This is a genomic window from Undibacterium hunanense, from assembly GCF_014284335.1.
GTDB lineage: Bacteria > Pseudomonadota > Gammaproteobacteria > Burkholderiales > Burkholderiaceae_D > Undibacterium > Undibacterium hunanense.
The window spans coordinates 460,710-474,378 of the sequence record NZ_JACOGF010000001.1 but is presented as its reverse complement, the minus strand read 5'-3'; the positions used below and the strand labels follow the sequence as shown (position 1 = coordinate 474,378).

Sequence of the window (13,669 nt, the reverse complement as noted above, 5' to 3'; positions counted from 1 at the left end):
AATAAAAAGACAAGCGTGTTGCTTGTCTTTTTTTTGTTTTGACTCAAGTGTTTGAATAATCGTTACTTTTCCAAAAAACAATTTTGAAGATGCGTAGAATACGCTCGCACCGATAAATGAGTTTATTGTCTTTATGAGTTTTGTTCAGTCTAGTCAGAAAGTACAACTGCCGGATATTCCTGCCTGGCTGGTATGGCTATTAGCCTTTTTCTTTCTTGCCTATGGCCTGGGTGCTTACCCGATTCTGGATAATAACGAAGGTCTGTATGCCGAAATCCCCAGGGAAATGCTGGCAGTTGGTGATTGGCATAACTGGATTATTCCGCACCTGAATGGCCTGGCTTATATGGAAAAGCCGCCATTGCTGTATTGGCTGACGGCTTTCTCATTTGCCCTGTTTGGTGAACATGAATGGGCGGCGCGTCTGGTGCCTGCCTTGTCAGCGCTGGGTTGCGTCGGTTTGATGATGTGGTTTGGGCGACAGATCGCACGCCCGAATGCTGCAAAACTCGCTGCGCTGATGTTTATCAGCGGTCTGGGCGTGATCGCCATGTCCCGTACCCTGATGTTTGACATGTTGCTGACGGTGATGCTGACCGGGGCATTGATGTCAGGCTATCTGTACAGTATTTCGGGTGAGAAAAAGCGCCTGTACTGGTCCATGGCGTTTCTTGCGCTGGCCTTGCTGGCCAAGGGCTTTGTGGCGATTATTCTGTTTGGTGCAGTAACGTTCACCTATACCATTTTGCTGGCAAGCTCGGTGCGGGATTTTTTCAGCCGCCTAGCCGGCTGGCTGAACTGGCGCGGACTGGGCTTGTTTTTCCTGATTGCGGCTCCCTGGCATATCGCTGCCATTATGGCCGAACCTATCTTTGCCTGGTTCTATTTCATCAATGAGCATGTATTGCGGTTTTTGGGTAAGCGCGAGCCGCATGATTACTATGCAGGTGCGTGGTGGTATTACCTGCCCAGGATGATCATTTATCTGTTCCCCTGGTCCTTTTTCCTGCCGCTGTTACTGTTCGTGAAAGCTGTGCAACAGACACCCAGGTCTTTGCGCAGTTTCATGAGTTGCGCCTGGATTATTCCGGTATTGTTTTTTTCCCTTTCCAGTGCCAAGGCGAATTATTACCTGGTGGTGGTGATGCCGCTGGCGGCCCTGCAACTGGCAATTGCACTGGAAGACAGGGCCATGGTCAGTGCCTGGACGCGCGGCCTGGTGGCCCTGGTACTTGCCGGGATTTTTGCTGCGCTGGCCTGGTGGGCTGACGGTGGCAAGGGTGCCTGGCTGGCAACGCTGAGCATCTATGGCTTGGGCGGCATGCGTTTTGTGCACTGGTGTCTGGTGGCAATGGCTGTACTCAGCGCAGGCATTGGTGTGCTGGTCTGGCGTTACCCGCGTACTGGCGTGCTGCCTTTTGTGGCATTGCCGGCAATGATATTGTTTACGGCAATTGGTGTTTTGCAGGCATCGGCCGGCTGGACATCTACCTTGCCCATGACAGTTGAATTGCAAAATAACAAGAGTGGGCGTGAAGTATTTTTATACCGGGTCTTTGAAAATCAGTCGTCCCTGCCGTTTTATCTGAAGAAGCCTGTACGCATCATAGATAGCCGCAGCAGTGATTTGTTTTGGGGCAATAAGCTGCATAAAAATGAGATTGTTGTCACAGACACCATGTTTGACAAGATTTCTGATGATAAAAAAGTCAGTATCATCGTTCTGGATGAGGATTTGCCGCATTTTAGCGACAAGAGATATGCATCCAAATTCGTCAGCAGTAAAAAAATCGGTCGCAGCACTTTGTTTGTGAATTGAGTTCGGTCTTGGGTTTTGCAATGAGTTGGCTACTGAGGATGAAATCTTGTAGCCTGCGTTTGGAGTCGGCTTGGGCATCAAGGTATAATCTCGCTTTCTGATCCAACCAGCATATGTGCACCGCAGCTTTTGTGTACATTGCCTCAACTACCTCGCTCACCATGTTGATATTGCCAGGCTCCAACGCCCTGTCTGCTTTTCGTACCTCCGGTCTTCTCTCTCGTTTGCAAGCTGTCGATGCCAATATTGTCGGCGTCAGCGGTCGCTATGTTCATTTTGTCGATACGGCATCTGAACTGAACAAGGAAGACGCTGATCGCCTGAATGCTCTCCTGGTCTACGGCGATGCATTTGCCGCCAGTAGTGAAGGGGATGTGTTTGTCGTGATTCCGCGTTTTGGCACGATTTCACCATGGGCCAGCAAGGCGACAGATATTGTCCATAATTGCGGTATGACGCATATCCATCGCCTGGAACGTGGCATTATTTACTATGTGCAGGTCAAGACTGGCCTGCTGGGTGGTGCCAGAAAACTCGCTGATGGCAGCCGTGAACAGGTAGCCGCTCTTCTGCATGACCGCATGACCGAAATGGTACTGGCCGATGCACAGCAAGCCCAGGCACTGTTCTCTGAACTGGTTGCCAAAGAACTGGAACATGTCGATGTACTGCAAGGTGGCAAGGCAGCCCTGCTGCAGGCGAATAGCGAACTGGGTCTGGCTTTGTCAGATGATGAGATAGATTACCTGGTAGATGCCTTTACCACGGCCAAACGCAATCCGACTGACGTCGAACTGATGATGTTTGCGCAGGCGAATAGCGAACATTGCCGCCACAAGATTTTCAATGCAGACTGGACTATTGATGGTCTGAAACAGGACAAGTCCCTGTTCCAGATGATCAAGAATACCCACGAGCTGCAACCCAAGGGCACCATCGTTGCCTACAGCGATAATTCTTCCATCATGGAAGGTGCGGTCGTCAATCGTTTCTTCCCATCCGGTAAAGACCAGGTGTACAAGGTCACGGAAGAGCTGACGCATACACTGATGAAGGTGGAAACGCATAATCATCCGACAGCCATTTCCCCATTCCCGGGCGCTTCTACCGGCGCTGGTGGTGAAATCCGTGATGAAGGCGCAACCGGCCGTGGTGCCCGTCCAAAAGCGGGCCTGACCGGCTTTACCGTGTCCAACCTGATGTTGCCGGGCGCGCGTCAGGCCTGGGAAAATGCGGGTGACAGTCTGACTGCAAAAATCGATGCGAATGCCTACGGCAAGCCAGACCGCATCGCCTCACCATTGCAGATCATGATAGAAGGCCCTTTGGGTGGTGCGGCTTTCAATAATGAATTTGGCCGTCCTGTTCTGGGTGGTTATTTCCGTACCTTCGAACAAAATGTCGGTGGCACGGTATATGGCTATCACAAGCCCATCATGATTGCCGGTGGTATCGGCAATATTTCAGACAGACACACCAAAAAGAATGATTTGCCGGTAGGCACGTTGTTGATACAACTCGGTGGCCCAGGTATGCGTATAGGCATGGGTGGCAGTGCAGCTTCTTCCATGGCGACAGGTACCAATACGGCGGATCTGGATTTTGATTCTGTACAGCGTGGCAACCCTGAAATGGAGCGTCGTGCGCAAGAGGTCATTAATTCCTGCTGGCAGTTGGGTGACGATAATCCTGTCCTGTCCATTCATGACGTAGGTGCCGGTGGTTTGTCGAATGCCTTCCCCGAAATTACGAATGATGCCAAGCGTGGTGCACTGTTTGATTTGCGTAAAGTGCCGCTGGAAGAAAGCGGCATGGCACCGAAAGAAATCTGGAGTAATGAATCGCAGGAGCGTTATGTCCTGGGCATTGCGCCAGAAAGCCTGGAACTGTTCCGTCATTTCTGCGAACGTGAGCGCTGCCCGTTTGCCGTGGTGGGTACCGCGACTGAAGAACGTCAATTACGCGTGATCGACCCGCTGAATGACACTTCACCAGTCGATATGCCCATGAATGTCTTGCTGGGCAAGCCACCAAAAATGCACAGGGATGTTAGCCATGTCAGCAATGACTTCCCAAAAATTGATTTGACGGGCATCGATCTGCAGGTTGCCGCTGAGCGCGTATTGAGCCTGCCTACGGTTGCTGACAAATCATTCCTGATCACCATTGGTGACCGCACGGTTGGCGCTACATCAGTGCGTGACCAGATGGTTGGCCCGTGGCAGGTACCGGTAGCTGATTGCGCCGTGACCACCATGAGCCTGGAAGGCTATCTGGGCGAAGCCATGTCCATGGGCGAACGTACACCGTTGGCCGTGATTGATGCAGCTGCATCTGGCCGTATGGCGGTTGGTGAAGCTATCACCAACATCGCTGCTGCACCGATTAAAGATATTTCGGATATCAAACTGTCAGCCAACTGGATGGCAGCCTGTGGCCAGCCTGGCCAGGATGCGGCTTTGTTTGATACGGTAAAAGCAGTCGGCATGGAATTGTGCCCGGCACTGGGTATCAGTATCCCGGTCGGTAAGGATTCTCTGTCCATGCGTACTACCTGGAAAGATGAAGGCCAAAGCAAGGCTGTGACTTCACCGGTATCGCTGATTATTTCTGCCTTTTCTCCGGTGTATGACGTACGCAAATCACTGACCCCGCAAATACGTCTGGACCAGGGTGATACCAGCCTGATTCTGATCGACCTGGGGCGTGGTAAGAATCGCCTGGGCGCATCCTGTTTCGCGCAAGTCATGCAGCAGTTGGGTAACGATGCGCCTGACGTCGATAGTGCAGAAGACCTGAAAGCTTTCTTCGCTGCTATCCAGCAGTTGAATGGCGAAGACAAATTGCTGGCTTACCATGATCGCTCTGATGGTGGTCTGTATGCCAGCCTGTGTGAAATGGCCTTCGCCGGTCGTGCGGGCTTGTCCGTCAATCTTGATATCCTAACCATGGATAGTGAGCATGCAGCAGACCAGGGTGATGCCAAGAACTGGGCGAGTCAGGTGTCCGAGCGTCGCAATGACATGACACTGCGTGCCTTGTTCAATGAAGAGCTGGGTGCCGTGATACAGATCCGCACTGAGCAGCGTTCAGAAGTCATGGATGTCTTGCGCAGTTTTAATCTGGGTGCCTGCAGCCATATCATCGGCAAGCCAAACAATAGCGGCATCATCGAATTTACCCGTGATGCCAAACAAATCTATACGCAGCCTAGAACTGCATTGCATCAGTTGTGGAGCAAAACCAGCTGGCAAATCGCCCGTCTGCGCGATAATCCTGCTGGTGCTGATGCCGAATATGCACGCATCGTGGATGCCAATGATCCAGGCATGCAGCCTAAGCTGAGTTTCGATCCGCAGCAAGATGTGGCAGCACCGTTCATTGTGACTGGCGTGCGTCCCAAGGTCGCCATCTTGCGTGAGCAGGGTGTGAACTCGCACATAGAAACCGCTTATGTCATGCACAAATCCGGTTTTGAAGCAGTAGACGTGCACATGAGTGACTTGATTGCTGGCCGTGCAAACCTGGCTGACTTCAAGGGGCTGATCGCTGTCGGCGGTTTCTCTTATGGTGACGTGCTGGGGGCAGGTGAGGGCTGGGCCAAAACCATTTTGTTCAACAGCATGATGTCTGAGCAGTTCTCGCAATTCTTCCATCGCGATGACACCTTTGGTCTGGGTATCTGTAATGGTTGCCAGATGATGAGTAATCTGAAATCCATCATCCCTGGTGCGCAGGCCTGGCCTAAATTTACCAAAAACAAATCCGAGCAATTTGAAGGCCGTTTTGCCATGGTGGAAGTGGCTGACTCAGCTTCCATTTTCTTCCAGGGCATGGCCGGCACACAAACGCCTATCGCTATTGCGCATGGTGAAGGTTTTGCTGACTTCTCAACGACTGGTGATATCGCCAGGGCACAGGTGGCTATGCGCTTCGTCAACAATGCTGGTCAGGCGACAGAAGCTTACCCATACAATCCAAATGGTTCGCCACAGGGGATTACCTCGGTCACCAATGACGATGGACGCTTTACGGTATTGATGCCGCATGCTGAGCGCGTATTCCGCTCAGTCCTGCATTCGTGGCATCCAGATGCTTGGGGTGAAGATTCTCCATGGATGCGCATGTTCCGCAATGCGCGTGTCTGGGTGGGTTGATAGCAAGTCTGATCAACCCATACTCTCCTGGACCGGCCCTGTCCTGAGTCGTCAGACTCAAGATGGGGCTGTAGTCGCGGAACGGATGTCATTCTGGGTGACGTATCGGGCTGGCGTGGTCAAAATCATCACCAGTATGGCAAATCAAGCCGTATTGGTATTTGAATCTTGCCGTCAGACACAAGTTGCAACAGTTGATGGCACGATTCATGTTGTGCCAGACAGGGGTTTCCTTATAATGAAACGTCCTTGCCTGCTTCTTTCAATTGATGCGACTCTTACTTTTTCTTGTTCTGGTTTTTGTGCTGAGTGCGGCTGGTGCTGCTGAGCGTGTGCGTGCCTGTGGTGGTGAGAGTAATTGGCCACCGATGTCGTATGTAAAAACACCAGGTGCCATGGTTGAGGGTTTGTCTGCAGATGTCTTGCGTTCCATTTTGAACGATCCCAAGATTGAACTGCGCCCCTGGGCGCGTTGTTTGCTGGAAGTGCAGGCGCGTGAGGGCTTCGATATCGTCATGTCCGTGTTCAGGACGCCTGAACGCGAAAAAATCTTCCTGTTCTCACGCAGTTATCACAGTCTGACGCCTTCCTATCTATACGCTGCCACACGTTTTCAGACGCCACCACTACAGTTGTTGAGTGACCTCGAAAAGTTCAAGATTTGTTCCCTGCATGGTTCGTCCACGTTTTATACAAAATTGCCGGCGTCGGCGATTGAAAGTGGGGCCACCAGCTATGTCAGCCTGTTGCGCAAGATAGAGCGCGGTCATTGCGATATCGTGGTCGATATGCAGGAAGTATTGTGGGGTTTTGCCAGGCTGGGTTTGCTGCCGCTGGATATGAATGCCTACAGGATAGTGAATTTGCCGCAGACAGAAAAGTATGCGCTGCATTTTGGTGTCAGCAGGTCACATCCGCAGGCTTTGCTGTTGATCGATCAACTGGACAAAGGGTTGGCCGAATTGCAGCGTAGTGGCAGACTGGCTGGCATCATCAGCAAGTATCAGTAGATCTCGAATGGCAGGATGCTGGAAAGCGTGGCCTGCAAGCCAAAATGCGGACGAAAAAAAAGAGGTGCAGTGCACCTCTTTTCTTATTCAGACTTGGTTTGGATCTGATTCAGACAAAATTACTGAACTTTTGCCTTTTTAACCAGCGTTTGCTGATAAGCCTGTACACGTTGTTGCTGCAGACCATCAACAATTTGTGGTTTCACTTCTTCCAGTGTAGGGAATTTTGCTGCACGTACATCATCCAGTTTGATGATGTGGAAGCCAAATTGTGTCTTCACCGGTGTTTCTGTGAACTGGCCTTTTTGCAGGGCAGTCATGGCTTGAGAGAAAGCTGGATCCCAGGCTGCAGGAGATGCCCAGTCCAGATCGCCGCCTTTGGAAGCAGAGCCGGCATCTTTAGACTGTTTTGCCAGTTCTTCAAACTTGGCACCGGCCTTCAGTTTTGAGATGATGGCTTTGGCTTCATCTTCCTTGTCAACCAGGATATGGTAAGCATGGTATTCCTTGTCGCCTGCCTGTGCTTTTGCCTTGTCGTACTCAGCCTGTATTTCTGCATCAGTAACAGGGTTTTTCTTGACATGTTCAATCATCAGGGCGCGAATCAACAAAGATTGGCGTGCTATTTCCAGCTGGTTCTTGACCTCTGGGTTTGCGGCTACTCCGGATTTCTCAGCTTCCTGCATCAATACTTCACGATTGATCAGTTCTTGCTTTACCATCGCGCGCAATTGCGGGCTGTCTTGCTGTCCTTGTGCAGTCAATTGCTTGACCATTGCCTCAACACGGCTGGATGGGATGGCTTTGCCGTTAACAACAGCCAGGTTCTGTGCCAGAGCAGGCAGGGCAGTTGCAAGAAGTACTACCAGCAAATGAGCAGGTTTAAAAGTCATTGTCTGTTCCTAAATAACAAAATTAAATAAAACGGATTATAAGTAAACTGCCTAGGTCGGTATCTCTGACGGACTTAATGCCACTATATTCAGTGCATGAATTTCCGTTTGCATCATATCGCCAACGGCATCATACACCAGTCGATGGCGAGTAATACGGTTTAAGCCCTCAAATTGCTGACAAACTATTCTTACACGGTAATGACCAGCACCACCAGCTGCGCCAGCATGCCCCCGATGTGCTGCCGAATCGTCTGTCAATTGACAATCGGAAGGCTGCAAGGTTTCCGAAAGTCGCTGCAATATTTTCTCGTCGCGTGTCATTGCGCTGGTTCTTCCAAGTATTTTGCCAAAAACAGGCTTTGTACCACGACAAATGCAGGCATTATTGCAACAACTGCAATTAACTTGAAATTTGCCCAGGTATCTGTGGAAAAATTATAGGCAACGTAGAGATTGATGATGCCCATCAACGTGAAATACAGTATCCACGCCACACTCAGACGTGCCCAGACCGTATCCGGCAATTTGATTTGCGAGCCCATGGCTACCTGGATCAGGTTGGATTTGAAGACGAATTGCCCCAAGGCAAATGCGCCGCCATAACACCAATACAGAACCGTAGGCTTCCATTTAATGAAGGCTTCGCTCTGGAAGTACATGGTTGCGCCGCCAAAAATCATGATGATGATGAAGGAAATCAGCAGCATCGCATCCACTTTTTTCCTGCGCACCAGCAAATAGCCGATCTGGATAATGGACGCTATCAGGGCAACTGCTGTTGCCAGCATGATCGGGGCCAGTTCGGTAGTGGTAGTGCCACCCGAGATGATGCCCGAAAGGTATTCCGTGACCAGTGACTGTGCCTTCTCTGCGTTTCCTTCACCCCATTTGAAAGCGCCAAAAAACAATAGAACCGGGAATAAATCAAAAAGAAATTTCATGTGCGGACAGCTTAAGTTTCTGGTTCAAATTTCAAGGATGCGGAATTGATGCAATAACGCAACCTGGTAGGTGGCGGCCCATCAGGAAATACGTGTCCCAGGTGAGCGTCGCAGATATTACACAATATCTCGGTTCGCGTCATGCCATGAGATGTATCAATTATTTCACGTACGTTGGCCGGGTCCAGTGCCTTGAAATAGCTGGGCCAGCCGCAGCCGGAATCAAACTTGGCATCAGACGTAAACAAGGGCGTGTTGCAGCAGACGCAGGTATAGGTGCCAGCCTCATGGTGATCCCAGAATTTGCCAGTGAACGCACGTTCGGTGGCGGCATGTCGCGTGACTTCATATTCCATGGAGTCTAATTGAGCTCTCCATTCGGCATTGGATTTGACAACTTTTTTCATGATTTCCTCATTTTTTCAGGAAGAACAACTGACTTCTATATGCCTGGCCCAATCAGGTGGCAGGGCAGCGTAGTCTTCGTTTTCCTCTTGTTCGTCATACGGGTTTTCCAGAATCTGCAGCAGTTTCTCCACCTCTGAAAAATCCTTGTTTTGCGCCTTTTCTATCGCCACTTGCGCCAGATAATTCCTTAGTATGTACTTGGGATTACTGGCCAGCATACTGGTGTGGCGTCCTGCTTCATTACTGCCTTCCATGGCCAGCCGCGCCCGGTAGTGAACCAGCCAGTCATCCAGGCCTTGTCTGTCGAGAAATAAATCGCGCAGGGCTTCGTCTTTGGTCGAAATCTGGTTCGAAAGCTTACTTAAATTGCGGAAACTCAGGGTAAAGTCGGCCTGATTACTTTGTAACAGTTTGAAAAAATCGGCAAACAGATCCAGATCATTGTCCTGCACCGTATTTAGCCCAAATTTTCTGTGCATCAACTCGCTCCATTTGTTGCGGTAGCTTGTCGGGTAACAAGCCAATGCAGCATTGGTGTCTTCCACGCTGCCGATCAGGGGAGACAGTGCCTGTGCCAGGGCCTGGCAATTCCAGTTGCCGATGGCTGGCTGCATGCGATATGAGTAACGCCCCTGCTGGTCGGTGTGGTTGCAGATGTGTTTTTCATCATAGGCTTCCATGAAGCCAAACGGGCCATAATCGAGTGTAAGGCCGAGTATCGACATATTGTCCGTATTCATGACGCCATGCATGAAGCCCACTGCTTGCCAATGCGCCATCAGTTCAGCAGTACGTCTGGTAACTTCTGCCAGCAAGGTCTGGTATTTATTGGCGTGATCCAGTAGCTCAGGGAAGGATTGCTCAATGACAAAATCGGCCAGCAGTCGCAGGTCATCCATCCTGTCATTGTAGTACCAGTGTTCAAATGAGCCAAAGCGCACGAAGCTGGGGGCGATACGTGCTACCACGGCGCTGGTTTCCGGTGTTTCGCGAAATACCATCTGGTCCGAGCCGATGACGCATAGAGCACGTGAAGTCGGTATGCCAAGGCCGGCCATGGCTTCAGAACATAAAAATTCCCGTATCGACGAGCGCAATACGGCGCGTCCATCACCCATGCGGGAATAGGGCGTCATGCCGGAACCTTTGAGCTGGATTTCCAGATGCTGGCCTGCATGGCTTAATCCGCCCAGCAGCAGGGCCCGGCCATCGCCGAGTTGCCCGGCCCAGACACCAAATTGATGGCCAGAATAGACCGCGGCAAGTGGTTTGCTGCCAGGAATGCCCTGGTTGCCTGAAAAATAGGAAACAAATTCCGGCGTGTTCAGGCAAGCCTGATCCAGATGCAGGTAGTCTGCTGCCGTCTTGCTGGCAGCGACCAGATACGGCTGGCTAATGGGGCTGGCAGACAGATGGGTAAAGAAATGCGCAGGCAGGTTTGCAAACTGATTTTCCAGCGCCAGATCTTGTAGCGTGAAAGGTGCGGTGGCAGATGTCATGGGGTGCCAGATGGCTGTAAAAAGAATAAACGCATTTTGACAGATTTGGTCAAAATGCGTTTATCGGGGTAGGGCAGGCAGGTATCTGAAATCTGGCCAGATTCAACATCTGGCCAGGAGTCGACAGAGATCAACAGTTATTGTGCCGAATTTCAGGCAGTAATACGTTCCCGTGTTTTGCAGCCATCAATCAGGAAAGACAGACTGATCACCAGTACCAGTTCACCTTCCGCCGAGCGGGCCGTACCCGTAATGCCTGGTGTGCTGATGCAGGTCAGTGGTTTGATCACCAGATCAGCTGTGCCATCCACTGCATCCACAGACAGGATATAAGGGCTTGGGGCTGCAATCACAATACCAACACGCTCTGATGCCGGGGTATAGCCCAGTATCTTGCCCAGTGATTTTACCGGTAATGGGCGACCCAGGTCGCGCAATACAGGCTGGCCACCGACACTTTCAAAGGTTTCGGGCAATTCAACCACGCGTTGTACGGTTGCCATTGGCAGGGCCAGTGAAGCACCATCCGTACGTACCAACATTGTTGGCACAATGGACAATTCAATCGGCAGACGAATCAGGAAGGTCGTACCTGTACCCAACTGGGAAGCAATGCGTATGGCGCCACGATGACGTTCAACTGCAGTTTTCACCACGTCCATACCGACACCACGCCCGGAAACGCTGGATGCGACTTCCTTGGTAGAGAAGCCCGGCAGGAAAACCAGCTGGAATGCTTCATCGTCGGTGCGGGCATCATGTGCATTGATGAGGCCTTTGGAAATTGCCTTGTCACGCAGTCTTTGCGCATCCATGCCCTTGCCGTCATCGGTCACTTCTATCATGACGCTGCTGGCTTCTTGCCAGGCTTTGAGGGAAATGGTGGAACGTGGCGACTTGTTGGCGTTGATGCGTTCTTCGGACGTTTCTATGCCGTGATCGAGCGCATTGCGCAGCATGTGGACCAGCGGGTCATACAGGCTGTCGACGACAACACGATCGACTTCGGTTTCGGCGCCGGCAATGTTCAGATCCACTTCCTTGCCCAGATCGCGCGCCAGTTCACGAACCAGACGAGGGAATTTCTGGAACAGGCGGCCAACTGGCTGCATGCGGGTGGCCAGGGTGGCGCGCTGCAATTCGGTAGAGTAACGCGACGCCCGCGTCAGGGTTTCGGTCAGTGCCGACATCAGCGGTGCTGCCTGGCCATCAAATTTGAATTGCGATAATTTTTCCAACAAAACAGCAGCCTGATTGGCAGCCTGCACGGATTCGCCGGCAACTTCCAGCAAAACATTCAGCTTGACCGCATCGATACGGATGCTTTCTTCCTTGGCTGGCGCGTTTTGCTTGATTTCTGCATTCGACAGTGAGGATTTGACTGCTTCGTGTTCTTCTTTTTGCGTGCCGGCTTTGTCTTCGACTTCTTCCGCTTCTGCCACTGCAACTGTTTCAGCGGCTTCCGGCAAAGTACCGGGTGGCGTCACTGCGCGGAAATAAGCTTCCCAGTCAAGTTCGCCATTGCTTACCTTGCTGACGGCTTCGACTTTTTTCTCGACAGGCTTGGGTGCAGCTTCCGCCTTGGGTTTGGCAGCAGCAGGGGCTTTTTTACTCGCGCCCTTCATTTCGATGGCGTCTGTCAGCATCTTTTCGAGCGACTTCGGCATCGTCGAAAGACTGTCTGGCTCGGTACCATTGTTCAGTGCAGTCAACTGATCTGCCACAAAGCCGCTGGCTTCCAGTGCTGCCTCGATGGCTTCCGGTGTGACCGGTACCTGGCCCGTACGCAGCGCATCGAACAGGTTTTCTGTCAGATGGCAGGCCGATACCATGGCGCTCAAATTCATGAAGCCGGCGCCACCTTTAATCGTATGGAAAGACCTGAACACTGCATTCAGCGTGTTCATGTCACCTGGATTGCGCTCGAGCGAGAGCAGGTGTTCTTCTACATTTGTCGCCAGATCGAGCGCTTCGACGACAAATTCTTTGAGCATGTCATCCATTAGAAACCCAGACTATCAAGTAGATTATCTACATCGTCCTGTTCCAGTGCTGCGTTCGGGACAGATGGGCCTTCCATCAATACCACAGCCTTTTCTTTCAGGTCAGAAGGCGCATTGTCCAGCAATATCTGCGCCAGTTCATGTTCCACTGTCTTGTTGATTGCAACCACTTTTTTAATCAACTGACCGGTCAGATCCTGGAAGTCCTGCGCCATCATGATGTCGAGCAAACGTGCTTTTTCAGCATCGGTTGCCGTCAGCACGGCATTGGCAAAGCTTTTGGAGTCCGTCGCCAGCGATTTGAATTCATCAACGCTGAGCTTGCCTTCAAACAGGTCAGTCCAGCGCGCATCCATGGCCTTGGCTTTCTTAGCCAGTTCATCCTGCTCTGGCAGCCCCAGATCGGTGGCATTCAAGACTTTATTGGCAGCCTGTTCTGTCAGAGAGGCGACATATTCCAGCCGGTCCTGCGCATCAGCGATTTGTACTGCAACATCCGACAGCGAACGGTCATAGCCGAGCTCGCGCATGGAGTCGTGCAGCATTCTGACCAGCCCGCCAAGCCGGTCGAATATGGGCTTGGCTGCTTCTTCATCGGTGTTGTGGAAATTGAATTTGGCGGGGGCGCTGTCCTGCTGCGCCGCCTGCGCACTTTGCTCTGCTGGAGAAGGCGAGCCGGGAGGCGTAGGTGCAGCACCTGTTTCCACCCGCTGATTGGCCATTTCTTCAAACAATGCGTCCAGATCATCTGCTGAGTCGGTCATAGTCCTTTATTCTCCATAATCGCATTGAGTATTGTGTCGTTTTTCACAAATATCATGGTGTGTCAGCGAGAGTATGCAGAAATGATTCTGAGTGTCATTGCCATTCAGATGATAATTTTCCGCATGGACTCCGGTAAGTTCCCTGAATTGTTCAATCATCAGCCCAATTCAG

General features: G+C 51.4%; 10 protein-coding genes. 3 read left to right on the top strand and 7 right to left on the bottom strand.

The window, feature by feature from the left end:
• Nucleotides 1-133 precede the first annotated feature (133 nt).
• From H8L32_RS02065 to H8L32_RS02055, 3 genes are all read left to right on the top strand, one after another.
• Entirely contained in the window at nucleotides 134-1,819 is a 1,686-nt protein-coding gene (locus tag H8L32_RS02065; RefSeq protein ID WP_186945492.1) for an ArnT family glycosyltransferase, read from the top strand.
• 161 nt (nucleotides 1,820-1,980) lie between these two features.
• Entirely contained in the window at nucleotides 1,981-5,976 is a 3,996-nt protein-coding gene (purL, locus tag H8L32_RS02060; RefSeq protein ID WP_186945491.1) for a phosphoribosylformylglycinamidine synthase, read from the top strand.
• Nucleotides 5,977-6,245: 269 nt separating this feature from the next.
• Nucleotides 6,246-6,986 (top strand): substrate-binding periplasmic protein, encoded by a 741-nt coding sequence (locus H8L32_RS02055; RefSeq protein ID WP_186945490.1) that lies wholly within the window; start codon nucleotides 6,246-6,248, stop codon nucleotides 6,984-6,986.
• Between the two features lie 119 nt (nucleotides 6,987-7,105).
• Here H8L32_RS02055 and H8L32_RS02050 read toward each other — a convergent pair whose 3' ends face one another.
• The 7 genes from H8L32_RS02050 to H8L32_RS02020 form a co-directional block, all read right to left on the bottom strand.
• The gene (locus tag H8L32_RS02050; protein WP_186945489.1) at nucleotides 7,106-7,879 is read right to left on the bottom strand and encodes a peptidylprolyl isomerase; all 774 of its coding nucleotides are present in this window, start codon (nucleotides 7,877-7,879) and stop codon (nucleotides 7,106-7,108) included.
• A gap of 51 nt (nucleotides 7,880-7,930) precedes the next feature.
• Entirely contained in the window at nucleotides 7,931-8,203 is a 273-nt protein-coding gene (locus tag H8L32_RS02045; RefSeq protein ID WP_186945488.1) for a BolA family protein, read from the bottom strand.
• Entirely contained in the window at nucleotides 8,200-8,823 is a 624-nt protein-coding gene (locus H8L32_RS02040; protein ID WP_186945487.1) for a septation protein A, read from the bottom strand. Before H8L32_RS02040 ends, H8L32_RS02045 begins: the two co-directional genes overlap by 4 nt.
• An 11-nt stretch (nucleotides 8,824-8,834) precedes the next feature.
• A complete protein-coding gene (gene msrB / locus H8L32_RS02035; RefSeq protein ID WP_186945732.1) occupies nucleotides 8,835-9,233 on the bottom strand; it encodes a peptide-methionine (R)-S-oxide reductase MsrB in 399 nt (132 codons plus the stop codon).
• Nucleotides 9,234-9,245: 12 nt separating this feature from the next.
• Entirely contained in the window at nucleotides 9,246-10,730 is a 1,485-nt protein-coding gene (locus tag H8L32_RS02030; protein ID WP_186945486.1) for a protein adenylyltransferase SelO, read from the bottom strand.
• A gap of 152 nt (nucleotides 10,731-10,882) precedes the next feature.
• Nucleotides 10,883-12,733 carry a chemotaxis protein CheA gene (locus H8L32_RS02025; protein WP_186945485.1) on the bottom strand — a complete coding sequence of 617 codons (1,851 nt, stop codon included), beginning with the start codon at nucleotides 12,731-12,733 and terminating at the stop codon, nucleotides 10,883-10,885.
• On the bottom strand, nucleotides 12,733-13,497 hold the full coding sequence (locus tag H8L32_RS02020; protein WP_186945484.1) for a protein phosphatase CheZ: 765 nt from the start codon (nucleotides 13,495-13,497) through the stop codon (nucleotides 12,733-12,735). Before H8L32_RS02020 ends, H8L32_RS02025 begins: the two co-directional genes overlap by 1 nt.
• Nucleotides 13,498-13,669 lie beyond the last annotated feature (172 nt).